Source organism: Methylomonas sp. BG-2, assembly GCF_057766305.1.
Map to the genome: position 1 here is coordinate 1 of NZ_JBYMAP010000036.1, position 25,167 is coordinate 25,167.

At 57.1% G+C, this 25,167-nt stretch carries 26 protein-coding genes, 1 tRNA gene and 1 pseudogene; 16 read left to right on the forward strand and 12 right to left on the reverse strand.

Translation table 11 applies throughout. From position 1 onward, the window contains the following. Nucleotides 1-350, forward strand: a pseudogene (locus AC3B8H_RS05335) (hypothetical protein); the annotation flags it as partial. Between the two features lie 204 nt (nucleotides 351-554). On the opposite strand, the gene AC3B8H_RS05340 reads toward AC3B8H_RS05335, so the two are convergent. The 6 genes from AC3B8H_RS05340 to mobA all read right to left on the reverse strand — a co-directional run bounded on the left by AC3B8H_RS05340 (nucleotide 555) and on the right by mobA (nucleotide 3,958). Then, nucleotides 555-851, reverse strand: coding sequence for a type II toxin-antitoxin system RelE/ParE family toxin (locus AC3B8H_RS05340; protein WP_488440585.1), 297 nt, complete (start codon nucleotides 849-851; stop codon nucleotides 555-557). Continuing rightward, on the reverse strand, nucleotides 848-1,093 hold the full coding sequence (locus AC3B8H_RS05345; RefSeq protein WP_488440586.1) for a type II toxin-antitoxin system ParD family antitoxin: 246 nt from the start codon (nucleotides 1,091-1,093) through the stop codon (nucleotides 848-850). The genes AC3B8H_RS05340 and AC3B8H_RS05345 overlap by 4 nt, the downstream gene beginning before the upstream one ends. A gap of 150 nt (nucleotides 1,094-1,243) precedes the next feature. After that, the gene (locus tag AC3B8H_RS05350; RefSeq protein ID WP_488440587.1) at nucleotides 1,244-1,645 is read right to left on the reverse strand and encodes a type II toxin-antitoxin system PemK/MazF family toxin; all 402 of its coding nucleotides are present in this window, start codon (nucleotides 1,643-1,645) and stop codon (nucleotides 1,244-1,246) included. After that, entirely contained in the window at nucleotides 1,639-1,893 is a 255-nt protein-coding gene (locus AC3B8H_RS05355; RefSeq protein ID WP_488440588.1) for an AbrB/MazE/SpoVT family DNA-binding domain-containing protein, read from the reverse strand. Before AC3B8H_RS05355 ends, AC3B8H_RS05350 begins: the two co-directional genes overlap by 7 nt. A gap of 118 nt (nucleotides 1,894-2,011) precedes the next feature. Next, nucleotides 2,012-3,295, reverse strand: a complete 1,284-nt coding sequence (locus tag AC3B8H_RS05360) for a DUF2130 domain-containing protein (protein WP_488440589.1) — start codon at nucleotides 3,293-3,295, stop codon at nucleotides 2,012-2,014. A gap of 75 nt (nucleotides 3,296-3,370) precedes the next feature. Beyond that, the gene (mobA, locus tag AC3B8H_RS05365; protein ID WP_488440590.1) at nucleotides 3,371-3,958 is read right to left on the reverse strand and encodes a molybdenum cofactor guanylyltransferase MobA; all 588 of its coding nucleotides are present in this window, start codon (nucleotides 3,956-3,958) and stop codon (nucleotides 3,371-3,373) included. Between the two features lie 17 nt (nucleotides 3,959-3,975). Here mobA and AC3B8H_RS05370 point away from each other — a divergent pair, with 17 nt between their 5' ends. The 3 genes from AC3B8H_RS05370 to AC3B8H_RS05380 all read left to right on the forward strand — a co-directional run bounded on the left by AC3B8H_RS05370 (nucleotide 3,976) and on the right by AC3B8H_RS05380 (nucleotide 6,886). Further along, a complete protein-coding gene (locus AC3B8H_RS05370) occupies nucleotides 3,976-4,434 on the forward strand; it encodes a DUF302 domain-containing protein (RefSeq protein ID WP_488440591.1) in 459 nt (152 codons plus the stop codon). Nucleotides 4,435-4,462: 28 nt separating this feature from the next. Continuing rightward, complete coding sequence (locus tag AC3B8H_RS05375; protein WP_488440592.1) at nucleotides 4,463-4,864, forward strand: hypothetical protein; 402 nt, start codon at nucleotides 4,463-4,465, stop codon at nucleotides 4,862-4,864. A 276-nt stretch (nucleotides 4,865-5,140) separates the two neighbouring features. Further along, nucleotides 5,141-6,886: an LTA synthase family protein gene (locus AC3B8H_RS05380; protein ID WP_488440593.1), complete on the forward strand. Its 1,746-nt coding sequence runs from the start codon at nucleotides 5,141-5,143 to the stop codon at nucleotides 6,884-6,886. Here the strand turns inward: AC3B8H_RS05380 and AC3B8H_RS05385 are convergent. Both AC3B8H_RS05385 and AC3B8H_RS05390 read right to left on the reverse strand, forming a co-directional pair. Beyond that, the gene (locus AC3B8H_RS05385; RefSeq protein WP_488440594.1) at nucleotides 6,822-7,448 is read right to left on the reverse strand and encodes an alpha-ketoglutarate-dependent dioxygenase AlkB family protein; all 627 of its coding nucleotides are present in this window, start codon (nucleotides 7,446-7,448) and stop codon (nucleotides 6,822-6,824) included. The genes AC3B8H_RS05380 and AC3B8H_RS05385 overlap by 65 nt on opposite strands. Further along, a complete protein-coding gene (locus AC3B8H_RS05390) occupies nucleotides 7,445-9,103 on the reverse strand; it encodes a putative transporter (RefSeq protein WP_488440595.1) in 1,659 nt (552 codons plus the stop codon). Before AC3B8H_RS05390 ends, AC3B8H_RS05385 begins: the two co-directional genes overlap by 4 nt. Nucleotides 9,104-9,312: 209 nt before the next feature. Here AC3B8H_RS05390 and AC3B8H_RS05395 point away from each other — a divergent pair, with 209 nt between their 5' ends. Further along, nucleotides 9,313-9,879: a c-type cytochrome gene (locus AC3B8H_RS05395; protein WP_488440596.1), complete on the forward strand. Its 567-nt coding sequence runs from the start codon at nucleotides 9,313-9,315 to the stop codon at nucleotides 9,877-9,879. On the opposite strand, the gene AC3B8H_RS05400 is transcribed toward AC3B8H_RS05395, so the two are convergent. Then, nucleotides 9,861-10,037, reverse strand: coding sequence for a hypothetical protein (locus AC3B8H_RS05400; protein WP_488440597.1), 177 nt, complete (start codon nucleotides 10,035-10,037; stop codon nucleotides 9,861-9,863). The genes AC3B8H_RS05395 and AC3B8H_RS05400 overlap by 19 nt on opposite strands. 154 nt (nucleotides 10,038-10,191) lie before the next feature. Between AC3B8H_RS05400 and AC3B8H_RS05405 the strand changes: the two genes are divergently transcribed. Continuing rightward, a complete protein-coding gene (locus AC3B8H_RS05405; protein ID WP_488440598.1) occupies nucleotides 10,192-10,899 on the forward strand; it encodes an EF-hand domain-containing protein in 708 nt (235 codons plus the stop codon). A 166-nt stretch (nucleotides 10,900-11,065) separates the two neighbouring features. Here AC3B8H_RS05405 and AC3B8H_RS05410 read toward each other — a convergent pair whose 3' ends face one another. Both AC3B8H_RS05410 and AC3B8H_RS05415 read right to left on the reverse strand, forming a co-directional pair. Beyond that, nucleotides 11,066-12,610, reverse strand: coding sequence for a sensor histidine kinase (locus AC3B8H_RS05410; protein ID WP_488440599.1), 1,545 nt, complete (start codon nucleotides 12,608-12,610; stop codon nucleotides 11,066-11,068). Nucleotides 12,611-12,614: 4 nt separating this feature from the next. Continuing rightward, complete coding sequence (locus AC3B8H_RS05415; protein ID WP_488440600.1) at nucleotides 12,615-13,298, reverse strand: response regulator; 684 nt, start codon at nucleotides 13,296-13,298, stop codon at nucleotides 12,615-12,617. Between the two features lie 186 nt (nucleotides 13,299-13,484). On the opposite strand from AC3B8H_RS05415, the gene AC3B8H_RS05420 reads away from it, so the two are divergent. From AC3B8H_RS05420 to greA, 4 genes are all read left to right on the forward strand, one after another. After that, nucleotides 13,485-13,985 carry a Spy/CpxP family protein refolding chaperone gene (locus AC3B8H_RS05420; RefSeq protein ID WP_488440601.1) on the forward strand — a complete coding sequence of 167 codons (501 nt, stop codon included), beginning with the start codon at nucleotides 13,485-13,487 and terminating at the stop codon, nucleotides 13,983-13,985. 221 nt (nucleotides 13,986-14,206) lie between these two features. Next, nucleotides 14,207-15,340: a glutamine-hydrolyzing carbamoyl-phosphate synthase small subunit gene (carA, locus tag AC3B8H_RS05425; protein ID WP_488440602.1), complete on the forward strand. Its 1,134-nt coding sequence runs from the start codon at nucleotides 14,207-14,209 to the stop codon at nucleotides 15,338-15,340. An 18-nt stretch (nucleotides 15,341-15,358) separates the two neighbouring features. Next, the gene (carB, locus tag AC3B8H_RS05430; RefSeq protein ID WP_488440603.1) at nucleotides 15,359-18,580 is read left to right on the forward strand and encodes a carbamoyl-phosphate synthase large subunit; all 3,222 of its coding nucleotides are present in this window, start codon (nucleotides 15,359-15,361) and stop codon (nucleotides 18,578-18,580) included. Nucleotides 18,581-18,600: 20 nt separating this feature from the next. After that, the gene (gene greA / locus AC3B8H_RS05435) at nucleotides 18,601-19,077 is read left to right on the forward strand and encodes a transcription elongation factor GreA (RefSeq protein WP_488440604.1); all 477 of its coding nucleotides are present in this window, start codon (nucleotides 18,601-18,603) and stop codon (nucleotides 19,075-19,077) included. Between the two features lie 52 nt (nucleotides 19,078-19,129). Here the strand turns inward: greA and yhbY are convergent, their stop codons facing one another. Then, nucleotides 19,130-19,396 (reverse strand): ribosome assembly RNA-binding protein YhbY, encoded by a 267-nt coding sequence (gene yhbY / locus AC3B8H_RS05440; protein ID WP_488440605.1) that lies wholly within the window; start codon nucleotides 19,394-19,396, stop codon nucleotides 19,130-19,132. 48 nt (nucleotides 19,397-19,444) lie between these two features. Between yhbY and rlmE the strand changes: the two genes are divergently transcribed. The 6 genes from rlmE to AC3B8H_RS05470 all read left to right on the forward strand — a co-directional run bounded on the left by rlmE (nucleotide 19,445) and on the right by AC3B8H_RS05470 (nucleotide 24,847). After that, nucleotides 19,445-20,065 (forward strand): 23S rRNA (uridine(2552)-2'-O)-methyltransferase RlmE, encoded by a 621-nt coding sequence (rlmE, locus tag AC3B8H_RS05445; protein ID WP_488440606.1) that lies wholly within the window; start codon nucleotides 19,445-19,447, stop codon nucleotides 20,063-20,065. A 116-nt stretch (nucleotides 20,066-20,181) separates the two neighbouring features. Further along, a complete protein-coding gene (gene ftsH / locus AC3B8H_RS05450) occupies nucleotides 20,182-22,098 on the forward strand; it encodes an ATP-dependent zinc metalloprotease FtsH (protein ID WP_175463748.1) in 1,917 nt (638 codons plus the stop codon). A gap of 73 nt (nucleotides 22,099-22,171) precedes the next feature. After that, a complete protein-coding gene (gene glmM, locus AC3B8H_RS05455) occupies nucleotides 22,172-23,512 on the forward strand; it encodes a phosphoglucosamine mutase (protein ID WP_488440607.1) in 1,341 nt (446 codons plus the stop codon). 54 nt (nucleotides 23,513-23,566) lie between these two features. Next, entirely contained in the window at nucleotides 23,567-24,313 is a 747-nt protein-coding gene (gene tpiA / locus AC3B8H_RS05460; RefSeq protein WP_488440608.1) for a triose-phosphate isomerase, read from the forward strand. 21 nt (nucleotides 24,314-24,334) lie between these two features. After that, complete coding sequence (gene secG, locus AC3B8H_RS05465; RefSeq protein WP_488440609.1) at nucleotides 24,335-24,739, forward strand: preprotein translocase subunit SecG; 405 nt, start codon at nucleotides 24,335-24,337, stop codon at nucleotides 24,737-24,739. A 23-nt stretch (nucleotides 24,740-24,762) separates the two neighbouring features. Then, a tRNA-Leu gene (locus tag AC3B8H_RS05470) sits at nucleotides 24,763-24,847 on the forward strand. Nucleotides 24,848-25,167 lie beyond the last annotated feature (320 nt).

Below are 25,167 nucleotides of genomic sequence, written 5' to 3' on the forward strand. Positions count from 1 at the left end.
TGTATAGAGGCCGTCAACTTGGTGTATTTTCTGAAGAACAATACCGGTCTGGCGTTATCTCACTAAATCGACGCGGAGAAGCAACTCAAGAGCACGAAGATCGGGAAATGGTTCAGGAAAGCCCGGAGGTGATTCTGGAGAGTATGAAAGTGCTGTCCCAGCAATGTGGTGTCTCCAGTAGGATGATTGCCGATTCGATGTTCGTCAAGACGGAACTTCTCGATAAGTTGCTCGGTTATAAATCCGCGGAATCGAATCAGAATAATATCGTTAATCTGCACTTCCATCGGCGGTCTACTGAAAACGGTGAAAGCGGCGCAACGCCGCTTCCAGGTGAAACTTTGCTTTAGCAATAGCGCAGGCTCCGATGCGTTTGCCGCTGGGTTGCTTGGGTTTCTAGTTCCCAAACTTCAGTTTTGGAAATGCTCTCTCGGAAGCTCTAGCTTCCTATCCACAACCAGACTGGAAGCCGGAGCTTCCAAGACCGGGGTTGCCAAGCCGGAGCTTGGGAACCAGATCAACCCGGTAAAACACCTCGGATGCCATTATTCAACTCATCCAACATGATTGATCACATCCATGCTCTGGTGAGGCACGCCGATGATTTCTATGCCGGTATTGGTAACGATGTAAAAGACTAAATGCCGGCCTTCGGGGAAGCAGAAATAACCGGGTTTTATATCGTCGCGGGCCTTGCCTAGCTTGGGGTGTTCCGCAAGCCAGTTGAAGCGGTCGAACAGAGCGCGTAAGTAGTGGTCGGCTTGTTCGGCACCCCACTGTTGAAAGCTATAGAGCCATATTCGTTCCAAATCCTCCGCCGCCAGTTGCCTGATGCGGTAGTTTGGCGTCATTGGTTGTGTTTTTTTCGCATCGAGGCTAGAAATTGCGCTTCGTCGAAATCCTCCTTCAACGGGCTGTCTTCGCCGGCCTGCAGCTTGGCTTTTAAGGTTTGCAACTTAAGTTCCTCTTCTTCCAGTTTACGCAAACCGGCGCGGACGGCTTCGCTGACCGACAAAAAGCGGCCTTGCTGTATTTGTTCTTGCACAAAAGCGTCGAAGTGGTCACCCAAGGTGACGGAAGTGTTTCTAGGCATGATCTGGCTCCCGATAAGGGGTATTAGATACTAATATAGATCGCGGTTTACGCCAAACTCAAGCGTCTTCTAGTGGCCAAGCTCCAGTTTGGGAACACTATCTCGGAAGCTCTAGCTTCCTATCCACAATCAGACCAGAGTGTCCAGCGTTCAGGCTCTCTCATCTTCACCTGCAATCTGAATAATCTGATTCAATCGCTCGCAAACCTGAGCGAACACATTGCCCGGCAAGGATTTGAGCGGATGCGGTTTGGCCTGGCGCAAACGCCAGTCGAAGGATTTGGGTTGGTGGCAGAGCACGTAGCTGGTTTGTCCGGCCTTACGGCCGCCGGCTTTGCCGACCGCTACCGCAAATGGATTGTCGGCATTGTAGGCGGCGGTCGTCATCGGCAGGCCGATGACCAGGGAGGTTTTTTCATTGAAAATGCGCGGCGAAAGCACCAAAAACGGATGGATGTCGCGCATTTCCTGGCCGACCTGAGGATTGCAAGCTATCCAGATGATGTCTTGCCGTTCCGGCACCCAGGCCGCCGTTTCCTTGCGGGCTACCAACGTTCGGCGCCTATTGCTTGCGCGTTCGCCATCGCTTCGCCGCCGTGCCGCTCGGGGTCGAAGCAAGCCAAGCGTTGCTCCAACGTCAAAGCTTCGTCGGCCAATGGTGTGATGACCACTTTATTGTCTTCAACGGAAATCCTTACCCGTTGGTGGTTGTGCAAATGCGCGGCCTTGGCAATGGCTGCCGGTAGGCGCACACCGAGATTATTGCCCCATTGTTTGATGTCGAGTATGGCTTCGGTCATGGACTGCTCCCAAATGTTTAAACACAAGTATAAACATGGTCGTGAATTAACGTCAAATCGCTAGTTCCCAAGCCGGAGCTTGGAAAGCGGAAGCCGGATCGACCGGCACGGCTATGGCTTAATCCGACTCCTCATCCACCCCCAACGCCCGCATCTCCAAGCCTTCAATCTCTTGCAAGGACTTGCCGGCGATGCCTTGCAAATCGCCGTACATGCCGACCGTGGCGTTCATGACCCGTTCGATTTGGGCTTCGCGTTTGGCCCATTGCTTCAGGATGGCTTTGCGTTCCTTATCCAGGTCTTCCTGCATCGTCGAGAAGGCTTCGACGATGGCTTCCACCCGTTGCCGGAAGCGCGGGCCGGTCAAGTATTGGTAGACCATCTCGGTCTTGCCGTGCTGGCCTTCGGCGGCGAGGCGGGCCAGACCGATTTCCAGCAGGGTGTGGCGCAAGATGGTCGCGACCGGTAGGGCGGCGCGCGGGCCGGTGACCCAGACGCCGTCGATGACGTCGAAGGTTTCTACGTCCTTGGGCAGAGCCTGGCTGACGATCACCGCCAGTTCGGCCTTGGCGGCGCGCTGGTCTTCGCGCAGTTTCACCAGCCAGCCGTCGCTCCAGTTTTTGGTGCGCTTGGATTCCCACAAGATGCTGCCGGCCGGCGTGCCGGAGGGACCTGCGACGCGCTGCAACACGTCGCCGCCGAATTCGCCTTTGGCGACCGGTTCGATGCTGTCGAACGGGAATTTGGCGCGCAACAGGTTTTCTAATTCCAGTTCCTGCACTTCGCCTTGCAATTGCTGAGAGCCTTGTTCGGCTTTTTGTTTCAGTTCTTCGATTTTCTGCTGCATCGCGGCGATGGTCTGGTCCTTTTCCAGCACCCGCAGTTTCAGGCCTTCCTCGGCTTCGCGCTTGGCTTGGTCGCGCACTTGGTTCAGGTTGTCCTGCACCCGTTTTTCCACGGTCAGTTCCAGCTCGCGCTTGGCGTCGTCGAGTTCGCGCTGCTTTTTAATCAATTCGGCCTGGGCTTGTTGGGCTTCGGCGAGTTTGGCGTCGCGGATTTTCAGGACTTCGTTCAAGTCGGCCAGTTCGCGGCTTTTATGCTCCAACTCGGCGGCGGCCGCTTGTTTGGCTTTGCGGCTTTCTTCTTCGACGACGCGCTGGCGTTCGGTCTGCAATTGTTTTTCGACCTGTTGTTTGACCTGATTTTCCAGTTCGCGTAGGCCGTCCTGCAACTGTTGTTGTTGCTGTTTCAAGCCTTGCTCGCGCTGGGCGATGTCGGCGTCTTTTTGTTTGAGCTGTGCCTCGAATTGCTTGCGGGTGGCGGCGAGTAGCGGCGCGGCCAGCGATTCGGTCAGCGGTACGGCGGTCGCGCAATTGGGGCAGATAACGGTGGCTTCAGTCATGTCGAGTAGAAAATATTGGAATTTGGGAACCGCATGATACCGGGGCGGTTCGGTTTCGGCTAACGGGAAGGCTGCTTAGGCGTGGCGTGCCAGTTCAGCCAGTTCCGAAGCGGTATTGACGTTGGCGAAGATGCCCGGCCGATCCGAGAAATCCACCCGGACCGGATCGTGCGCGGCAAACCACCCTTGCAATTTACGTTCGCCGCGGTCCAGATAGGCTTGCAAATCGCCGGCAAGGTGGCTGCGTAACGCGGCGACGGTCGGATGCCAGCGCTCGCCGTCGTGGGCGGCGGCGATCGGCCGCCCGCCGGATAACGCGGCCAGCAGGCGCTGCAGCTCGGCGGTTTCGATCAGCGGCGTATCGCAGGGCACAACCAGCAGAATGTCGCTATTGCAGGCGCGCATCCCGGCTAGAATGCCGGCCAGCGGGCCGTCGAAATCGGGGTTGGCGTCGGCAATCACCGGATGGCCGAGTTGGCGGTAGGCGGCGTGATGGCGATTGGCACTGATCCACAACTCATTGACCAGCGGCCGTAGCGCGGCCAAGCCGTAAGCGGCGAGCGGCCGGCCGCGAAAATCCTGCAAGCCCTTGTCCAGACCGGCCATGCGTCTGGCGCGGCCGCCGGCCAGGACCAAGCCGGCGACTGTGTTTTGCCCGTTCATGATGATAAACTTTGCCGATGTTGAAGAGAGCCGTCATTGTCGCAAGCCTGCCGCTGTTTGCAAGCTGCGCGGGGCTGCCGCCGAACACCGAGTTGGTGCCGTACTATCAGGTGGAAACCGTTAAGCCCTACGATGAAGTGCTGGCGGAACTGGAAGTGGCGATAGCGGAACACAATTTTCGCATCACCGGTCATAGTCGGGTCGGCAAGGTGATTCGCGATCGCGGCGCGATCGGCTTTCCGGAATACGACACGGTCCAGTTTTGCAACCTGACGCTGGCGAAGGTGGTGTTGGAGATTACCCCGCACGCGATCGGTTTCATGCCGTGCAACGTGGTGACCTATCAGTTCGAGGGCAAGACCCGAATCAAAACCCATTTGCTGCCCGAGGACACCGACAATCCGGCCTTGAACGCGTTTGCCAAGGAAATGAATCCGCAATTGCGGCAAATCGTCGATTTCGCCGCCCAACCCTGATTTCACTCAACCCCATCCGAAAAGCACCATGAAAAAAACCTTGTTTTCGACCGTTGCCATGATTGCGCTGCTGACCGGCTGCGCCGCTCAGCAGGAAAATACCCAGGCCGAGGCACCGGCCGCCGAAGCGCAAACCACTAGGGTCAACGACTTTCCGACCCGCGACCGGGTCGAGTACGTGTTGGAATGCATGGCCAAGCGCGGCGGCAGCGGCAGTTACATCACCCAATACGCCTGCGGTTGCAAGGTGGATAAAATCGCCGAGAAACTGAGCTTTGCCGAATACGAGGCGGCCCGCACCTACACCCAAATGCAGAAAGCCCCCGGCGAATCCGGCGCGGCTTTCCGCGACGCCAAGCAAAGCAAGGATTTGCGCGCGAAGTTGAAGGAAGCCGACGCCGAGGCTGAAAAAGCCTGTTTCGTGAAATAAGCCTTGTCGTGCATCGAACATTGGGTGGGCTTGCGTTGAGCGGCGGTTCCGGCGCGCCGCTCGGCGATTTGGGATCGTCCGCTTGGCGGTCGCCACTAAACCCGATTCCCGGAACCCGGAATGTCCGCCTTCGATAAGCCGGTTCCGTTCTGTTTCGGTTACGCGGCGGTTGAGTTCCGGTCGGCAGCGAAGACGGGCTATTCTTGATAGCCGCGCTTGCCTTTTTCGCGGTCGATAGGTTCGATTGCTCCGTCTCAAACGCCGTTGAAGGCCAAAATGCTTAAATTACCGGGCTGGCTGCTGTTGGTGGCGCCGTTGGTGCTGAAAGGGCTGTACGTCGATCGCTTCATTTTCGACTATACCGGCACCCGCTGGCTGGGGCTGGGGCAAGTGATCGCCAACGACGCGGTGCTGTTTTTCGCGATATTGGCGCTGGGCTATTTTTCGCTGTCGCCGCGCTTGCCCCGCCCGTTGGTCGCCCTGTTGCGCCTGCTGGCGCTGGCGATTTGGTTGGTGTATTGGATCGATTACGCGGTCATCGTCAATTTCAATACCCATCTGGCGCTCGGCGATGCGATCAAATACACCGATTATTCGCTGAAATACATTCGGCAAATCTACGGGCTCAGCGACGCTGGTCTGGCATTGCTGGGCGCGGCCTTGGCAATCTTGCCGGGTTATTGGGTCTTTGCTCGATTTCCGGCTGTCGCGCCTCGCCGGAAATGGCCGCTGGCCTTGATTTGCAGCCTGCCGCTGGCCACCGCCTTTGCGGAAAACGAGCGCTACGCCCACGCTTGGATATATAAAAACGTCATCGACTACAATCTGACGATCCTGTCGGAAGCCTCGCCCTACAGTCCGGCTTTCCGGCAGGGTTTGCACTATCGCGACAGCATTAGCTGCGAAACCGGCCAACCGGCTTCGCCGAACTTGATCGTGTTGATGGTCGAGTCGCTGTCGGCCTACCAGAGCCTGTTCTTTTCCGGCATCGAGGACTGGACGCCGAATCTGGATGCGATTGCCGTCGAGCAACGCGCCTATACCCAGTTCTACGCCAACGGCTTTATCACCGAAGACGGCGAAATTGCGTTGTTGACCGGGATCTTGCCGCTGTATCCGCCGTCCAGCTACAGCGACGACGGCGGCACGTCGTTTTACAGTTTTTACGATTTGCCGGAAGCCTTACCGCGGGTGTTAAAGCCGCGCGGTTACCGGAGCGAATTTCTGACCACCGCCGATCTGGAATTCGGCAATACCGGCGCTTGGGCGCGGCGCGCCGGTTTCGATGACGTCGAAGGCCACGACCAGCCGGAATACGATAGCTGGGAGCGTTTTCATTTTCAGGCGGCGCCGGACGAAGCCTTGTATCGGCGCCTGCTGGATCGGGTCGCCGCGCAACGCGGACCTTTTTTGCTGTTCGCCAAGACCGTCAGCAGCCACCATCCCTATATCGATCCCGAGACCAAGGAAAAGTCCGAGTCGGCGGCGATTCGTTATACCGACCGGCAGTTGGGCTGGTTTTACCGGCAACTGCGGAGCGCTGGATTTTTCGAAAACGGGGTGTTGGTCATCGTTGGCGATCATCATTCGATGACGCCGCTGAAAAAGGCCGAGGGCGAGCGCTTCGGGCCGCTCAAGGCCTCGGCCAGAGTGCCGCTGGTACTGGCCGGCCGCGGCATCCAGCCCGGCGTGGAAGCCCGGCCGTTTCAACAAATCGACGTCTACCATAGCCTGCGCGGTCGGGTGGAAGGCCGGCGATGTCACGGCGATTGGATAGGCGATTTGATGGCCGGCGCGCCGCCCCGGTACATATTGCATCGGCGCGGCGACAATCGGGATATGGTCAGTTTGTTCAGCGCGGACGCCGATTATCTGATCAAGCTGGACGGCGACGCCACTCGCTTGGCCGGCAAGGCGCCGGCCGATGCCCGCTTGGCGCGCGCATGGCTGGACAAGGTCAACGCGGCGCGGATTGCTCGAGCGGACTGGGCGGCGCGACAATCCGCCGAAACGTCAAATTGACGCGTGGCTGCTTGGCTAGCCGGGTTTTCGGCAATTCGTGACGCCAATGGTGTTGCAGGCTGCCGGCCATGATCAGCAAGTCGCCGTGCGCCAGCTCGAGATCCAGGGTTTCGCGGCCGCGCTTGTGCCTAAAACGTAATAGCCGGCTGTCGCCAAAACTCAGCGAGGCGATCAGCGGATCGCGGCCCAGCTCGGGTTCATCGTCGGCGTGGCAGCCCATCGAATCGCGGCCGTCGCGGTACAGATTGGCCAATACGCTGTTGAAGGAGTGACCGCAAACTTTTTCCAGATCGGCGCGGAGGGACTGCAAATGGGCGGTCCATGGCAACGGGGCGTGATCGACGCCGGAATAGCGATAATGGGCGTCGGCGTCGCCGTACCAAGCCATCAAGCGCGGCACGCTGACCCAGCGGCCGAACAAATGGATTTGTTCGGATTGCCAGGCCGGCTCGATCAACAGGCGGGCAAGATGGCTGTCGGCCGCCGCGCGCGGATAAAAGCCGCGCAGCCAATACAATTCACCGTCGAACGGCGCCAGATTGTCGGCGATAGTCTGGTTCAAGGTACCAGCAGGACCAGCATTTGCGCGGTGACGATGCGCAGGATCATTACCAGCGGATACACGCTGGCGTAGGCCACCGAGACCGCCGGCGACGGGCTGAATCCGTTGGCGAAGGCCAGTGCCGGCGGGTCGGTCATGCTGCCGGCCAGCAAGCCGCACAGCGACAGAAAGTTCATCCGATAAATCAATCGAGCGATGCCGGCGACGATTAACAGTGGCAACAACGTGATCGCCGCCGCGCAAGCCATCCAGTAAACGCCGTCGCCGCGCACCAGCGTCGCGACGAATTGGTCGCCGGAATTCAGGCCGACGCAGGCCAGGAACAACACAATGCCGATGTCCTTCAAAATGATGTTGGAGCTTTTCGGCAAGTGCCAGGTGACCGTGCCCCAATTGCCGATGCGGCTCAACACGATGGCGACCAGTAGCGGTCCGCCAGCCATGCCGAGTTTGATCGCCGACGGCACGCCGGGTATATAAAGCGGAATGCTGCCCAGCAATATCCCCAAGGTCAGGCCGATAAAAATCGGAATGATCTGCGGATGGTCCAGCGTCTCCAGCGAATTGCCCAAGGCCACTTCGATATTGGTCAGCGCTTGTTTGCTGCCGACCACATGCAACTCGTCGCCGTATTGCACCTGCACGTTGCTGGCCGGCGAAAATTCCACGTCGGGCCGATGTACCCTTGAGATTGTCACGCCGTAGAGCAGGCAAAGTTCGCCGACGGTGACTCCGATCGCCGAACGATCGGTCACGACCATGCGCTTGCTGTCCAGATGGCTGGGAATTTGCCTGAGGTCGACGTCGGATTCCGGTCCGATCAGCATGGTGAGCTGCTCCAACGGCTCGCGGGGGCCGACCAGGCGCAGGATGTCGCCAACCGCCAATCGGCTCTGCCGCTTGGCCAGCTGTACTTGGCCTTCATGCAGAATCCGGGTGGTCACCACGTTGTGCTCGTGAATGAAGGGAATCTCCTCCAAGGTCTTGCCGTGCAAATTCAAGTTTTCGACACGCAAATCCTTCCAGATCGGTACGTCGTTTTTTTGCTGACTTTCGGCGTATGCCTGGCTTTCGGCGTCGATATCCACTCGGCAGAGTTTTCGGTATATCAGCATGGTGAGGATGATGCCGATGATGCCGAACGGGTAGGCCACCGCATAGCCGAGGCCGGGCATTTTCAAGGCTTCAGGGTTGATGCCGGGCGTGCCGCCGAGCACTTGCTGAGCCGCCGCCAGCGACGGCGTGTTGGTGGTGGCGCCGGAAAACAAGCCGACCGCGACCGGCATCGGAATGTCGCCGAAACGGCCGATCGCGAGGGTGATCAGCGCGCCCAAGCCGACGATCGCCGCCGCCAGCGCGTTCAGGCGCGGGCCGTGGCGCAAAAAGGAATTGGCGAAGCCCGGTCCGACCTGCAGGCCGATTGCGTACACGAACAGCACCAAGCCGAAATCGCGCAAAAAATGCATCACTTCCGGATTGATGGTCAGCCGGTAATGGCCGAACAGCAACCCGGAAAACAGCACGCCGGCGATGCCCAGCTGAATGCCGGCCAACGACAAGCGTCCCAGTATCAAGCCGCTGGCGACGACCAGTGCGATGATCAGCAGTGTGTGAGGTACCGAGTCTTGCTGGATCAGGGTCAGCAGCCAGTTCATCGGCGTTCCGCTCCCGTCCGGATTCGGCCGGTTGGGCGGGCGAATCGGTACCCGGTGCCTAAGCGGCGCGGCCGCCCGATACGAGCGGGTTTGCCTAGCCGGTCGGGGCTGACTATGATGGGCAGGCGCAGGGTAGCGGCAAAGTCAAAAACCAATCGGGATGCCATCATTTAATTCGCGAGTCCATTAGCCAATTCAGGGGAAGTCTTATGAAGCCACGTTACAATACCAAAATTCAATGGCTGGCGTTATGCGCCTTGTTCGCCGGTGCCGCGCAGGCCGCCGACGTTGGCGCTGGCAGGGCCAAATCGGCCGCCTGCCAAACCTGCCACGGTCCGGTCGGTGTCAGCAGCGGACCGTTGTGGCCGAGCTTGGCCGGCTTGAATGCCGGTTATATCGAAGGTCAGTTGGTTAAATTCCGCTCCGGGATGCGCGACGATCCGGTGATGCGGCCGATCGCCGAGGAGCTCGGCGATGCCGACATGCAAAATCTGGCCGCCTACTTTTCCAGCCTGCAAGGCAAATCGGCCGGCGGCGATCCGGCGCTGGCCAAACTGGGCAAGGATAAGGCCGCCATGTGTCTGGGTTGCCACGGCAACAACGCCCAGGGTATCGGCATGGCACCGAAATTGGCCGGCCAGCAGCCGAAATATCTGGCTAAACAATTGACCGATTTCAAAAAAGGCGCCCGTAAAGCATCGCAAATGAATGCGATGGCTCAATCGCTGTCCGACGACGATATCAAAGCGCTGGCGGCCTATTTGGCATCGTTGTAACCCATTGCCAAGCGCCGGCCCAGCCGCGATCCGGGCGGCAAAGTCTTGCCGGCCGGCGGCAAACCGAATTGCCGCCGGCCGGTTTTTCGGCGCGAATCGGCGAATTGCGTCGATTTTGCGGCGTCTCCCTCGGCATTTCTTAACCAGTTTTTACTCATCTTTACCTAATCCGTCGTCTCAAACGGCGGGTTTGGGCCGATAGTTTGCACTAGTCCTGGTGCGGCATCGCGCGGCCCGTCGGGCCAGCTGCCGCGTTAGCAGGCGGCAACTTCCACAGGTTGCCCGGTTCACTTTTTAGATGAGGATACAACGATGAGCAGCATCAGCAGCATTAACAGTTCCAGCGCCGGAGCGATGTACGGCGGCATGAAAGCCCTGCAAAAACCCGATACCGCCAAAATGGCCGAGGACTTGTTTTCCAAGCTGGATACCAAGGGCCAAGGCTATATTGAAAAGAGCGATCTGCAAACCGCATTGAACAAGGTGTCCGGTTCGGATTCGAGTTCGAGTAGCAGCGCGGACGACCTGTTTGCCCAATTGGACGGCGATGGCGACGGCAAGGTGACCCAATCGGAAATGCAGGCGACGCTGGAAAAATTGGCGTCCGAGTTGGATGGTCCGTTTCCGAGGATGCGGATGCAAGGGCAGGGCGGCATGCCGCCTCCGCCGGGCGGTCAGGACGACCAGGGCTTGACCAAGGATCAACTGGCCGGTCTGTCGGATGAGCTAAGCGCCAGCGACAGCGAGCGCTCGCAATCGCTGAGCGATCTCGCCGCCAACTTCGACGCCGCCGACAGCAACGGCGACGGCAAGGTCACCGCCAGCGAGGCCAGGGCTTACGAAGATGCCAAAAACACGACAACATCCAGTACCGGGTCAAGTAGCGCGGCTACGACCGTCGCTTCCGACGGCACTTCCAGTCTCGACCAGCAATTCATGAAGCAAATGATGCAACTGATCCATGCCTACGGCGGCGGGGACACGGATCGGAGCGGTATCGGCATTTCGACGACCGCTTAAGGGGTGACGCGCCGAACCGGCGGCAATGTCGCGTAATGGCGGGCGCCGGATGGACTCGCGCCGGCCACGCCACTTGCCGCCGACCGCGCGGCTCGAGCGGCAAGTCCGCCGAACCGGCTATTTCGTGGAGACAAGGCGCGCCGCCGAAGCCGATTTGCTCGCGAATTCAGCCCTTGGCGCTTGCCGGAGCCTGGGCGCCGAGCGGAAATTCCAGGATGACTTTCAAGCCGCCGCGCGTCCGGTTGACCGCGTTAATGCGGCCGCCGTGGGCTGCCACGGCTCGCAACGCAATGGTCAAACCCAGCCCGGTACTGCCGGCTTTGTCGTGATTGCGGCTACGGAAAAACGGCTGAAATATGGCGTCCAGTTCGGCCTCGGGAACCCCTGGACCGTCGTCCTCGACCGAGACGGTGGCACGCTTGCCGTCCGAACCGACCGCGACCGAGACCGCGCCGTCGGTTCGGCAATGTTGGACCGCGTTGCGGATGACGTTTTCAAAGGCCCGATGCAACAATTCGGCGTCGCCGCGCAACAGGATTTCGCCGCCCGGGTGGTAGAGCAACCGGATGCGGCCGGCCGCCTCCAGTTCGGCGTCGGCGACGATGTCGCCGAGCAAATCGTCCAGATCGACGGTTTCGCTGGGTTTCGCCGCCACGCCGCTTTCCAGGCGCGACAGCATCAGCAATTCGCCGATCAAATCACTCATCCGCTGTGATTCGCGTTCTATCCGGTCCAGCGTGGTCGGTAGTTTGGCGGGCATTTGCTGCGCCACGCCAATCGCGGCCTGGATGCGGGCCAACGGTGAGCGCAGTTCGTGGGAGACGTCGTGCAACAAGCGTTGCTGAGCGTGGACCAAGTCGCCGATTTGGCCGGCCATGTGATCGAAGTCGCGGCCCAAATCGGACAATTCGTCGTGGCGATGCCCCATGCGGTCGGCGATGCGGGTGTCGAGTTTGCCTTGGGCCAACGCGGCAAACGCCCCGCGCAAGGTGCGGATCGGTTTGGCGAAGTACCAGGCCAACAGGCTGCTGAACAGCAGACCGGCCAGGGTACCGGCGGCGATCGGCAGTACCGGTGGCGGTGGTTCTCGCAACGGCGGGCCGCCGTCGCCGAATTCCGGCGGTGGGGCGAGACGGAAGCCTTCGTCTCCCGGTGGCGGGCCGGAGTCGCCGAAGTCCGGTTTGGGACCATGGTTTTCAGGGTGGTCGAATTCGGGCGGATGCGGCGGGCGACCGTTTAAAAAGCGCGGTTCGCCGGCGCGTAACAAGGGTTTTAGCGCGTCGCTCAAACCGAATTCGCGCGCCGGAATAAACAGCAGATATTGGCGACCGTCCCCGGCGGAAATTTCTCGCAACGCTTCGGGATAGGTGCCTTGGCCGTGTAATTCGCGCGCTTGCTTCAAGACTTCCGGAGACAGCTCGCGATTCAATACGTCGCGGCCGTCCTTATCCACCGCGAAAATCGCCGGAAACCGGGTTTGGCTTAACGCGCCAAGAAATTCGCGCAGCGCGTCGGAGCCGCCATGGGTCAGAATACGCGCGGCGACTTCAATCAGCGCGGCGCGGCGAACATCGATCGTTTGGACGCGCGCCTGATGATCGGCGGCCTGGTGGGCATTGTGGCGCAGCCAGACCACGCTGCCGACACCGAAGCCCGCCGTCAGCAACGCCAGCCAGAAGGCGAAAAAAAACTTCCAGAACAAGCGGTCCATCGTTTTAGGCTTTGATCATTTGATAGCCTTGGCCGCGCACGGTCTGGATATAGGAACGACCGTCCTGTTGAGTGCCGAGTTTCTGGCGGATGCTGCTCATGTGGACGTCGATGCTGCGGTCGAAGCGGGCCAGCGGCCGGCCCAGGGCTTTCTCGGACAGCTCGTTCTTGCTGACGATATGGCCGACATGGCTGGCCAGCGTTTCCAGCAGGTTGAATTCGGTGCTGGTCAATTCCAGATCGCGGTCAAACCATTGCGCCTTGCGTTTTTCGCTCCAGATTTTCAGCGGTCCGGCGATGATGGGGCCCGACGAGGTGGCGGTATCGCGCTGGACCCGCCGCAAAATCGCCCGAATGCGCGCTACCAATTCGCGGGGCGTGCAAGGTTTGGGGACGTAGTCGTCGGCGCCGGATTCCAGGCCGATAATGCGGTCTACATCGTCGCCCTTGGCGGTGAACATCAGAATCGGCAGACGGCTTTCGGCGCGGATTTTTGCCAGCACTTCGGTGCCCTTGATGTCGGGGAGCATGATGTCCAATATCGCCAGTTGATACGCGCCGGACAGGGCTTTTTCAAGACCGGTGGCGCCGTCGTTGGCAATGTCGACGCCAAAGCCTTCCTGCTGCAGGTATTCGCCGAACAGCGCGGCCAGTTCGGTGTCGTCGTCGATAATCAGTACGGTGTTCATAACGGAGGCTCTCTAAGCTAGATCGGCTCATGATAACGGCCGGCGTCGGTGCGCGCCAGCGGCCGGCCGATGCGTTTACCTGAATTTACACGGCTCTAACGCCACTTAACCTAGCGATTGGCATACTGGATTCCGACGCCGCCCGCTAGGCGATGTCGAATTCTTAATCGATTTCGAGGAACCCTTATGAACAAGCATTTTCCATTTTTACTGATGTTGGCGTTGCCGTTCGCCAGCCAAGCTCAGCCGATGTTCGGCGAGTCGCCGCGCGGCTGGACGCTCATGTACGCCAACAACGATGTCGAACCGGGGTTTGAGGCTCCAGCCCACGGCGGTCGGCCGCCGCATCATCCAGGCAAGCATCCCGGCGGCGAGCTGCCGCCGTATCTGGCTAAGCTGGATTTGTCCGAGCAACAAAAAACCGCGATTAAGGCGTTGATTAAAACGACTCTCGGCGAACCCGGCGCCAAGCGCGACGAATTTCGGGACGCGGCGCGCGAACAGCATAAGCTGTCGTTTTCCAGCGAATTTTCCGAGGACGCCGCCGCCAAGTTGATCGACAATCAATTGACCGAGCAACGTCGGGTAATGTTGCAAAAAGCTAAGTTGGACAATGCCATTTTCAAGCTGTTGACCAGTGAACAACAGCAAGCGATGTTGGCGGACATGGCCAAGCGCGATCATTGAACAGCGCTGTTATTCGCCCATCGTCCGATTCTTGCGTTTGGCGCTTCGGCCATCGAACTGGAATGACTGCCCGCCGCGGCGCGAATCACCGCAACGCACCAAAATAGAAAATTGTTAATGACCAAACTGGCATAATTTCGTAAAATTGGCCTGTTTTTATCTCTCTGGAACGGGATGAGTCGCAAGACTTATCCCGTTTTCTACATCTAAGGTGGCCAATCTTGAATAAACCTGCATTACTGGTATTGGAAGACGGGACGGTGTTTCACGGGGTGTCGATCGGCGCCGACGGCTGTTCCGTTGGAGAAGTGGTTTTTAACACGGCACTGACCGGCTATCAGGAAATACTCAGCGATCCGTCCTACGCCAAACAGATCGTCACTTTAACCTATCCGCACATCGGCAATGTCGGCACCAACATCGAAGACGACGAATCGGCCAAGGTTTACGCCAGCGGTCTGGTCGTGCGCGATTTACCGCAATTGGCCAGTAACTGGCGTATCGAAAAAACCTTGCCGCAATATTTGCGCGAACAAAACGTCGTTGCCATCGCCGACATCGATACCCGGCAACTGACCCGGCTGCTACGCGATAAAGGCGCGCAACGTGGCTGCATCATGGCCGGCGAGTCGGTTGATGTTGAGGCTGCCAGGGCCGCGATCGACGGTTTCCCCGGCTTGCAGGGCATGGACTTGGCCAAGGAAGTGACCACCGCGCAAGCCTATGAATGGAGCGAAACCGTTTGGAAATTGGGTGAAGGCCACGCGCAAGCGCCGAATTTAACCAAGCACGTGGTGGCTTACGATTTTGGTGTCAAACGCAACATTCTCCGCCTGTTGGCGAGTCGCGGATGCCGGGTTACCGTGGTGCCGGCGCAAACGCCGGCCGCGGACGTGTTGGCGCTGAATCCCGACGGCGTGTTCTTGTCGAACGGCCCGGGCGATCCGGAGCCCTGCGACTACGCGATCGCCGCGATCAAAACCATTCTGGAGAAAAAACTGCCGGTGTTCGGGATTTGCCTGGGTCACCAATTATTGGCGTTGGCCAGCGGCGCTAAAACCGAGAAGATGAAGTTCGGCCATCACGGTGCTAACCACCCGGTGCAGGAATTAGCCAGCGGGCGGGTCATGATCAGCAGTCAAAATCACGGGTTCGCGGTCAGCGCCGACAGTCTGCCGCCTCATTTAAAGCCTACTTACGTGTCGTTGTTCGACGGCAGTTTGCAAGGCATCGCCCGTACCGACGTGCCGGCCTTCAGTTTTCAAGGTCATCCGGAAGCCAGTCCCGGGCCGCACGATGTCGAGTCCTTGTTCGACGTTTTTCTGGAAATGATGAACCAGCCTCGTTCCGCTTAAAGATTTCCCTAGAGTGATATGCCAAAAAGAACCGACATAAAATCGATTTTGTTACTGGGCGCCGGACCGATCGTGATCGGTCAGGCCTGCGAGTTCGACTACTCGGGCACCCAGGCCTGCAAGGCCTTGCGCGAAGAAGGCTACCGGGTGATTCTGGTCAACTCCAATCCGGCGACGATCATGACCGATCCGGACATGGCCGACGCGATTTACATCGAGCCTATCGACTGGCAAACCGTCGAAAAAATCATTGAAAAAGAGCGCCCCGATGCGGTGTTACCGACGATGGGCGGCCAAACCGCGCTGAACTGCGCGTTGGCCCTGGACAAGCATGGTGTTTTGGCGAAATACGGCGTCGAAATGATCGGCGCCACCAAGGAGGCCATCAACAAGGCCGAAGATCGCGATCTGTTCAATCAGGCGATGCGCAAGATCGGCCTGGAAGTAGCGCGTTCGCAAGTCGCGCACAGCATGGAAGAAGCCTTCGCGGCCCAGGAAAAAGTCGGTTACCCGACCATCATCCGGCCGTCGTTCACGATGGGCGGTAGCGGTGGCGGCATCGCTTACAACCGCGAGGAATTCATCGAAATCTGCGAACGCGGCCTTTACCTGTCGCCGACCAACGAGCTGCTGATCGAAGAATCGGTGCTGGGTTGGAAAGAGTTCGAGATGGAAGTGGTCCGCGATTCCAAGGATAACTGCATCATCATTTGTTCCATCGAAAATTTCGACCCGATGGGCGTGCATACCGGCGATTCGATTACCGTCGCGCCGGCGCAAACCCTGACCGACAAGGAATATCAGATTCTGCGTAACGCTTCGCTGGCGGTATTGCGGGAGATCGGGGTCGATACCGGCGGTTCCAACGTACAATTCGCGATTAATCCGGACAACGGTCGCTTGATTGTGATCGAGATGAATCCGCGGGTGTCGCGCTCGTCGGCGTTGGCCTCCAAAGCCACCGGCTTTCCGATCGCCAAGGTGGCGGCCAAACTGGCGGTCGGTTTTACGCTGGACGAGCTCAGAAACGAGATCACCGGCGGCAAGACGCCGGCGTCGTTCGAACCGACCATCGACTACGTCGTCACCAAGGTGCCGCGTTTTGCGTTCGAAAAGTTTCCGCAAGCCAACGACCGGTTGACCACGCAGATGAAGTCGGTCGGCGAGGTGATGGCGATAGGCCGCACCTTCCAGGAATCGCTGCAAAAAGCCTTGCGCGGACTGGAAGTCGGGGTGGACGGTCTCGATGAAATTGCCGATTTGGCCGACGTCAACGCCGAAGATAGTATTTTGCGCGAACTTCGCTATCCTGGCCCGCAGCGCTTGTGGTATCTGGCCGACGCTTTCCGGCTGGGTCTGAGCTTCGAAGACATTCATCAAGCTTCCAAAATCGACCCGTGGTTCCTGGCGCAGGTCGAGGATTTGATCAATACCGAAAAAACCTTGGCCACCAAAACCCTGGCGACTCTGGAGCCGGGCGAGTTGTTGCGGCTGAAACGCAAGGGATTTTCCGACAAACGCTTGGCGAAGCTGTTGGAAACCAAGGAATCGGAAGTGCGCAACGTGCGCCACAAGAAGGGCGTGCGTCCGGTGTACAAGCGCATCGATTCCTGCGCGGCGGAATTCGCATCCGACACCGCCTATCTGTATTCGACCTACGAACGGGAGTGCGAAGCGAATCCGTCCGACCGGGAAAAAATTGTTATCTTGGGCGGCGGTCCCAACCGGATCGGCCAAGGCATCGAATTCGACTATTGTTGCGTACACGCGGCGCTGGCCTTGCGGGAAGACGGTTACGAAACCATCATGATCAACTGCAATCCGGAGACGGTGTCCACCGACTTCGATACCTCGGATCGCTTGTATTTCGAGCCGTTAACGCTCGAGGACGTACTGGAAATCATCGATCTGGAAAAGCCCAAGGGCGTAATCGTCCAGTACGGCGGGCAAACGCCGCTGAAACTGGCGCGAGCGTTGGAGGCGGCCGGCGCGCCGATTATCGGTACTTCGCCGGACTCGATTGACTTGGCCGAAGATCGCGAGCGCTTCCAGAAACTGCTGGAGCGTTTGAATTTGCTGCAGCCGCCCAATGCCACCGCCCGTTCGGTTGAGCAGGCGGTCGCTTCGGCTAAGGAAATCGGTTACCCGTTGGTGGTAAGGCCTTCCTATGTGCTGGGTGGCCGCGCGATGGAAATCGTATTCAACGAGGAAGGCCTGCGGCGTTACATGAAGGAAGCGGTCAGCGTTTCCAACGATTCGCCGGTGTTGTTGGATAGATTCCTGGACGATGCAGTGGAAATGGACGTTGATGCGATTTACGACGGTGAAACCGTGCTGATCGGCGGCTTGATGGAGCATATCGAGCAAGCGGGCGTGCATTCCGGCGACTCGGCCTGTTCTTTACCGCCTTACGATTTGCCGCTGCACATTCAGGACCAGCTTCGGGCGCAGGTCGCAAAAATGGCTGAAGCGCTCGGTGTGCGCGGCTTGATGAATACTCAATTCGCGATTCAAGGCGAGACCATTTACGTCCTCGAGGTCAATCCCAGAGCGTCGCGAACCGCGCCGTTCGTGTCCAAGGCGACCGGCTATCCGCTGGCGAAAATTGCCGCGCGTTGCATGGCCGGCAAATCCTTGATGGAGCAAGCGGTGACCGAGGAGCGTATCCCGGAATACTTCTCGGTGAAAGAAGCGGTGTTCCCCTTCATTAAATTCCCCGGCGTCGACCCGTTGTTGGGGCCGGAGATGAAGTCCACTGGGGAGGTAATGGGGGTCGGCAAAACCTTCGGCGAAGCCTTTGCCAAATCGCAACGCGCGTCGGGCGTGGATTTAAGCCACAGCGGTAAGGTACTGATCAGCATCCGTGATGCCGACAAGGCTAAATTGCCGGAGTTGGCGCGAATGTTAATGGCCAAGAACTACGAGATTGTGGCGACGCGCGGGACGGCGCGGGTTCTGAGGGATGCCGGCATCGCCTGCCAGGAAGTGTTCAAGGTGAACGAAGGCCGTCCGCATACCGTGGACATGATTAAAAACGGGGAAATCCAATTAGTCGTGAATACCACCGAAGGCGTCAAGGCCGTGGCTGATTCGTTCACAATGCGCCGCGAAGCCTTGCAGCGCAGGGTCACGTATTACACAACGATGGCTGGCGCTCGGGCGGCGTGTTATGCCTTGGGTGAGCTTGAAGCGGGCGATGTCAATTGCCTGCAGGATTTACATCAAACCTTTAACGGATGAATTGAAGAGGGGAAGAGGAAATGCAGAAATTTCCGTTGACCGTAGCCGGCGCCAATAAATTGCGCGCTGAACTGGAAGAGTTGAAAACCGTGGTTCGGCCGCGCATTATTCAGGCGATTGCCGAAGCGCGCGAGCACGGTGATTTGAAAGAGAACGCCGAATATCACGCGGCGCGCGAACAGCAAAGTTTTGCCGAAGGTCGGATTGCCGAGATTGAAGGTAAATTATCGAACGCCAACATTATCGATGTGACCAAAACCGACGCTAACGGCAAGGTGGTGTTTGGTGCTACCGTTGAAATCGAGGATACCGATTCAGGTAAAGCCGTGACCTATCAAATCGTCGGCGAAGACGAAGCAAACATCAAGGAAGGCCGGATTTCGGTCGGTTCGCCGATTGCCAGGGCTTTGATCGGCAAGGAGGTCGAGGATGTCGTCACCGTCAAGGCGCCGGGCGGCGATATCGAATATGAAATTATTTCAGTGAAATATATTTAGCCGGCATGGGCCGTTGAGAGAGCTGACTTGCTCAACGGCTGTCCGGCTCTGGTTATTTCTTGGGGTTGGGCCTGAATAACACCGCTACCTGGCCTATCGATTGCACCAATTCGGCGCCGGTTTCCCCGCAAATTTGCAAGCTGATCGCGGCGCGATCATCTCGTTCCGCGCGGATTTTGACTTTAATCAACTCGTGGGCGTGCAACGCTTGATCAACTTCTTTCAGCACGGCGGGCGTCAAGCCGGCGTGTCCGACCATCACCACTGGATTGAGGGTGTGTGCCTGGGCTTTCAACTGTTTTTTTTGGATCGGATTCACTCTGTTTCCTTCTGGGATATTTGCGCAAATTTTACATGAATCGGACACATGGCACGTAGCAAAAGTAGTCATCAATGGATGCAGGAACATTTTCAAGACGAATATGTCAAGAAGGCCCAAGCCTTGGGATATCGCTCCCGTGCCGTGTTCAAGCTGATTGAAATTCAAGAAAAGGACAAGATTTTACGGCCGGGAATGAACGTCGTCGATCTGGGGGCCGCCCCCGGCGGATGGTCGGAATATGCCCGGAAAGCTTTAGCGAAAAGCGACAAGGTGGTCGCGCTGGATTTGCTCGCAATTGAGCCGATTGCCGGCGTCGATTTTATCGAAGGCGATTTTCGCGAGGACGAAGTGTTGCAACAGCTTTACCAAGTACTCGATGGTCGTCCCGTACACTTGTTATTGTCGGATATGGCCCCCAATATGAGTGGTAGTCGGGAAACCGACCAACCGCGGGTCATTTATCTGGGCGAGCTGGCATTGGATGCCGCTGAGCAGTTTCTGGTCGAAGGCGGGACTTTTTTGATAAAAATGTTTCAAGGCGCTGGTTTCGACGAGTACTATAATCAGGTCCGGCTACGCTTTAAAAGCGTGGCAATCCGTAAGCCGAAAGCATCGCGTCCCAGGAGTAACGAGGTTTACATCCTGGCGAAAGGATTTAAAAAATAAGGAAAGTCCCCGCTTATCGAGCTATGATGGGCGGCGAGCCACGAGTATACTGATACAATTACTCGGTTTATAAACGTTTGGAGCCATTCCTGGCCGGAGCGCGTACTTTGAGCGATATGATTAAAAATTTGGTTTTGTGGGTGGTTATCGCCGTTGTATTGATGGCCGTATTCAACAATTTCGGCGCGCGTTCGGCGCGTAGCGATTCGAATTTGTCGTATTCGCAGCTGATCGACGCGGTAAAAGCCGGACAAGTCCAGCAGGTGGTTATCGCCGACAATACGGTCAAGGGGCGGATGCAGACCGGCGATAAGTTCAAAACTTACATGCCTAACGATCCGCATTTGATCGACGATTTGTTGGGCAACGGCGTCGAAATTAACGTCCAGCCCCCCGAAGAACCTTCGATGTTGATGCAGGTGTTTGTGTCGTTTGGGCCTATCCTGCTGCTGATTGCGGTTTGGGTGTTCTTCATGCGCCAAATGCAGGGCGGCGGAGTCGGTGGCCGTGGCGGCGCGATGGGCTTTGGTAAAAGTAAGGCCCGCATGCTGGATCAAGACCAGAACAAAGTGACTTTCGCCGATGTTGCCGGGTGCGACGAGGCCAAGGAAGAAGTTCAGGAAATGGTCGACTTTTTAAAAGACCCCGCCAAATATCAACGTCTCGGCGGTAAAGTGCCGCGCGGTGCCTTAATGGTTGGACCCCCGGGTACTGGTAAAACCTTGTTGGCGCGTGCAATTGCCGGCGAAGCCAAAGTGCCGTTCTTCACGATTTCAGGTTCGGATTTCGTTGAAATGTTTGTCGGTGTCGGTGCTTCCCGGGTCAGGGATATGTTCGACCAAGCCAAGAAACATGCGCCTTGCATCATATTTATTGATGAAATCGACGCGGTCGGCCGGTCGCGCGGTGCGGGCTTGGGCGGCGGTAACGACGAACGCGAACAGACCTTGAACCAATTATTGGTTGAAATGGACGGCTTTGAAGGTCACGAGGGCATCATTGTTATCGCGGCCACCAACCGAGCCGACGTTCTTGATAAAGCCTTGTTGCGTCCCGGCCGTTTCGACCGGCAAGTGGTGGTTGGGTTGCCCGACGTCAAAGGCCGCGAACAGATTTTGAATGTGCATTTGAAAAAAGTGCCGGCCGCCGAAGACGTCAAAATCAAGTACATCGCTCAAGGCACGCCGGGGTTCTCCGGTGCGGATTTGGCAAACTTGGTCAACGAAGCCGCGTTGTTCGCCGCCCGACTCAACAAGCGTCTGGTCAGCATGATGGACCTCGAAAAAGCTAAGGACAAACTGATCATGGGTGCCGAAAGACGTTCCATGGTCATGGACGAGAAAGAAAAGAAAATGACTGCTTACCACGAAGCCGGTCACGCGATCGTCGGGCGCTTGGTTCCTGAGCATGATCCGGTGTACAAAGTAAGTATCATGCCGCGCGGCCGAGCTTTGGGTGTAACGATGTTTTTGCCGGAACGTGATCAATACAGCGCCAGCAAATGCAAGTTGGATAGCATGATCTCCAGTTTATACGGTGGTCGGATCGCCGAAGAGTTGATTTTCGGTTGGGAACAGGTCTCGACCGGAGCGTCCAACGACATCGAGAGAGCCACTGAATTGGCTCGTAACATGGTCACCAAATGGGGCTTGTCGCAGCGCTTGGGGCCGTTGGCCTACAGCGAGGAAGAGGGCGAGATTTTTCTGGGGCGTTCGGTGACCCAGCATAAATCCGTCGCGGAAGAAACCTCGCACACGATAGACGAAGAAATTCGCTCGATTATCGACCGCAATTACGAGCGCGCCGAGAAGATTTTGAAGGACAATATGGATATTTTGCATGCGATGGCGGACGCGTTGATGAAATACGAAACCATCGACAAATACCAAATCGATGATCTGATGGAAAGACGGCCGGTACGTGAGCCTAAGGGCTGGGACGATACTCCGTCTTCCAACACTGACGCGCAAACCGGCCCGTGGGATCAAAAAACGCCAGATTCTTCGATTGGCGGCGCCGCGGAACAAGGCTAAGTTATTTTCGGCAAAACCAAGAGAGGCTTCGGCCTCTCTTTTTTTTGGGTCATACCCAGGTAGAACTAGCACTATGGCAAAGAAATATTTCGGAACCGACGGCATCAGAGGTAAGGTGGGCGAGCCGCCGATCACCGCGGATTTTTTACTCAAGTTAGGTTGGGCCGCGGGAAAGGTGTTTGCCAAGGAGAGCAACGGATTCGTATTAGTAGGTAAGGACACCCGGATTTCGGGTTATATGTTCGAATCGGCGCTGGAGGCGGGTTTGTCCGCCGCGGGTGTCGATACTCGCTTATTGGGGCCCATGCCTACGCCGGGGATTGCATATCTGACTCGAACCTTTCGTGCCAGCGCCGGCATCGTTATCAGTGCCTCGCACAACCCTTACTACGACAACGGCATCAAGTTCTTTTCGGTTGACGGTACCAAGTTGCCGGACGACGTCGAGCAACACATTGAACAATATCTCGACATGCCAATGACGACCGTGGAGTCGTCTAAATTGGGCAAGGCCAAGCGGGTTAACGACGCGGCTGGCCGCTATATCGAGTTTTGCAAGGCCTCGGTGCCGGCGCACTTGGATTTCAAGGATATTCGTATTGTGATCGACTGCGCCAATGGCGCCACCTACCACATCGCGCCGCATGTTTTCAGCGAACTGGGCGCGGAAGTCGTAACGATCGCAGCCGAGCCCGACGGGTTGAATATCAATGACGAGTGCGGCGCCACCAAGCCGGAAGTGCTGGCCGCCAAAGTCATGGAGTTTCGCGCCGATGTCGGAATTGCGTTGGACGGCGACGGCGATCGCATCATTATGGTCGACCACAAAGGTGAAATCGTCGATGGCGACGAATTGATCTATATCATCGCTCGTTCCCGCCAGGCTGAAGGTAAGTTGGTCGGTCCCGTGGTCGGTACCTTGATGTCCAATCTGGGCATGGAACACGCGTTGAAGTCCGTTGGCGTGCCGTTGCTTCGCGCCAAGGTTGGCGACCGCTACGTAATGGAGATGCTGACCGAAAATAACGGCATGCTTGGCGGCGAAGGTTCCGGCCATATCATCTGTCTGGATAAAACCACGACCGGCGACGGTATCGTCTCGGCGCTGCAAGTGTTGGCGGAAATGCGGAAGTCTGGCAAGAACTTGCATGAGCTTAAATCCGGCATGAAAAAATATCCGCAGATTTTGATTAACGTTAAAACCGATAAAAAAGTCAAAATCGATGAAATTGCCAGCCTGAAACAGGCCGTTGAAAACGTGGAAAAGAAGCTTGGGGAAAAAGGTCGAGTATTACTGCGATCCTCCGGAACGGAGCCGCTTATTCGAGTGATGGTCGAAGGAGTGGATGAAGATGATGTCACTAAATACGCCAATCAACTGGCTAACGATGTTAAGAAAGCGATCCCAGCTTGAACAAAAACAGGTTAGCCGATATGATACGCGGTCTTATTTAGCTCGGAGGAAGTAATGCGTCGGTCTTTAATTATGGGGAATTGGAAAATGAACGGCTCTAGGGAAGACGGCCAAAAACTCGCGAAAGCCTTGGCTGACGGTCTGGGTGACGTCGCGCAGGAAGTCGCGGTCTGTGTTCCATTCGTCTATTTATCCGATGTCCGCGCAGCCTTGGCCGGTTCGCAGATTGCTCTCGGCGCGCAAAACGTTGCCGATCAAGCCTCCGGTGCCTATACTGGCGAAGTTTCGGCGGCGATGCTGGCCGAGTGCGGTGTTAAATACGCCTTGGTCGGCCACTCCGAAAGGCGCAGCTATTACGGCGACAGTAACGAGTCGGTCGCCAAGCGTTTTTGTCAGGCCCTCAGTCAAAACGTTTTGCCTGTACTTTGCGTTGGCGAAACCCTGGAAGAGCGCGAGCAAGATAGAACCTTCCAAGTCGTCGATGAACAGCTTGACGCGGTGATTGCCGCCGCCGGTATCGAAGCATTCGAGCGAGCCGTTATCGCTTATGAACCGGTTTGGGCCATTGGTACCGGCAAAGTTGCCAGCGACGAGCAAGCCCAAGAAGTTCACCAATACATTCGGAAACGGATCGCCGACAGAAACCCGGTCATTGCCGAGAAAGTGCAAATTTTGTATGGCGGTAGTGTGAAGCCGGACAACGCGAAAGGCTTATTCGCAATGCCCGACATCGACGGCGGTTTGGTCGGCGGCGCATCGCTGGATGCCAAAGGCTTCCTACAAATCTGCCATTCGGTTTAGTCCAACCCTTTAAAGGTTTTTATGTTGTACCAAATTATAATAATTATTCATATATTTCTAGGGATAGGCATCGTCGGTTTGGTGTTGATGCAACACGGTAAAGGTGCCGATGCCGGTGCCGCTTTCGGTAGCGGTGCGTCCGGTTCGGTATTTGGCGCTCAAGGCTCCGCATCGTTTTTATCCAGAACTACCGCGATATTCGCGACCTTGTTTTTCATTACCAGTTTGGGTTTGGCTGCGTTAAGCGGTTATCAGGGCAAAAAAACCGACGTGATGGACGTAGCGCCTGCCGTGGAGCCGGTTAAATCGGATGTACCCCTTTCGCAAGTTACTCCTGGTTCCGATAGTGCTCCGGTTGTCGATGGTAAATTGCCGGAGGCACCGGCAATTAAAGAGGTTGAGAAACCGGCTGGGGCGGCTCAATAAGCTGCTTGTGCACAGATAGTTATGCCGACGTGGTGAAATTGGTAGACACGCCATCTTGAGGGGGTGGTGACGCAAGTCGTGCCGGTTCAAGTCCGGCCGTCGGTACCATTATAAGCATTCATTTGAATGCGAAGACGTACAAAAACCCGCGAATCTTTTGGGCTCGCGGGTTTTTTATTGTGCAAGGAAGTACGTCCACACGCAGTGGCATGTGGCTAAAAGTATGTCTTTCATCCTGTCATTTCATATATCGTCGGTCTGAGGGAGGCGCTAGGAAGCACAATATGGCCTTAAACCTCAATAAAGACATGGACTATAGAGCGGGGAAGCCGAAAGATAATGACTACTTGAGCGACGATGCTGATAGCCTTAAGTTAGCGGTTGGTAAAAATGGTTCCAAGATCTGGAAGTTCATTTTCACCTTTGGC

Bases quoted from the DNA above. Each gene is read 5' to 3' on its own strand.
- greA (WP_488440604.1), top strand. From the start codon at position 18,601: ATGCAGAAATTTCCGTTGACCGTAGCCGGCGCCAATAAATTGCGCGCT.
- secG (WP_488440609.1), top strand. From the start codon at position 24,335: ATGTTGTACCAAATTATAATAATTATTCATATATTTCTAGGGATAGGC.
- AC3B8H_RS05415 (WP_488440600.1), bottom strand. From the start codon at position 13,298: ATGAACACCGTACTGATTATCGACGACGACACCGAACTGGCCGCGCTG.
- glmM (WP_488440607.1), top strand. From the start codon at position 22,172: ATGGCAAAGAAATATTTCGGAACCGACGGCATCAGAGGTAAGGTGGGC.
- mobA (WP_488440590.1), bottom strand. From the start codon at position 3,958: ATGAACGGGCAAAACACAGTCGCCGGCTTGGTCCTGGCCGGCGGCCGC.
- AC3B8H_RS05405 (WP_488440598.1), top strand. From the start codon at position 10,192: ATGAGCAGCATCAGCAGCATTAACAGTTCCAGCGCCGGAGCGATGTAC.
- AC3B8H_RS05340 (WP_488440585.1), bottom strand. From the start codon at position 851: ATGACGCCAAACTACCGCATCAGGCAACTGGCGGCGGAGGATTTGGAA.
- tpiA (WP_488440608.1), top strand. From the start codon at position 23,567: ATGCGTCGGTCTTTAATTATGGGGAATTGGAAAATGAACGGCTCTAGG.
- AC3B8H_RS05400 (WP_488440597.1), bottom strand. From the start codon at position 10,037: ATGAGTAAAAACTGGTTAAGAAATGCCGAGGGAGACGCCGCAAAATCG.
- AC3B8H_RS05355 (WP_488440588.1), bottom strand. From the start codon at position 1,893: ATGACCGAAGCCATACTCGACATCAAACAATGGGGCAATAATCTCGGT.
- carB (WP_488440603.1), top strand. From the start codon at position 15,359: ATGCCAAAAAGAACCGACATAAAATCGATTTTGTTACTGGGCGCCGGA.
- AC3B8H_RS05370 (WP_488440591.1), top strand. From the start codon at position 3,976: ATGTTGAAGAGAGCCGTCATTGTCGCAAGCCTGCCGCTGTTTGCAAGC.
- AC3B8H_RS05375 (WP_488440592.1), top strand. From the start codon at position 4,463: ATGAAAAAAACCTTGTTTTCGACCGTTGCCATGATTGCGCTGCTGACC.
- AC3B8H_RS05395 (WP_488440596.1), top strand. From the start codon at position 9,313: ATGAAGCCACGTTACAATACCAAAATTCAATGGCTGGCGTTATGCGCC.
- AC3B8H_RS05410 (WP_488440599.1), bottom strand. From the start codon at position 12,610: ATGGACCGCTTGTTCTGGAAGTTTTTTTTCGCCTTCTGGCTGGCGTTG.
- ftsH (WP_175463748.1), top strand. From the start codon at position 20,182: ATGATTAAAAATTTGGTTTTGTGGGTGGTTATCGCCGTTGTATTGATG.
- rlmE (WP_488440606.1), top strand. From the start codon at position 19,445: ATGGCACGTAGCAAAAGTAGTCATCAATGGATGCAGGAACATTTTCAA.
- AC3B8H_RS05360 (WP_488440589.1), bottom strand. From the start codon at position 3,295: ATGACTGAAGCCACCGTTATCTGCCCCAATTGCGCGACCGCCGTACCG.
- AC3B8H_RS05420 (WP_488440601.1), top strand. From the start codon at position 13,485: ATGAACAAGCATTTTCCATTTTTACTGATGTTGGCGTTGCCGTTCGCC.
- AC3B8H_RS05345 (WP_488440586.1), bottom strand. From the start codon at position 1,093: ATGCCTAGAAACACTTCCGTCACCTTGGGTGACCACTTCGACGCTTTT.
- AC3B8H_RS05380 (WP_488440593.1), top strand. From the start codon at position 5,141: ATGCTTAAATTACCGGGCTGGCTGCTGTTGGTGGCGCCGTTGGTGCTG.
- AC3B8H_RS05390 (WP_488440595.1), bottom strand. From the start codon at position 9,103: ATGAACTGGCTGCTGACCCTGATCCAGCAAGACTCGGTACCTCACACA.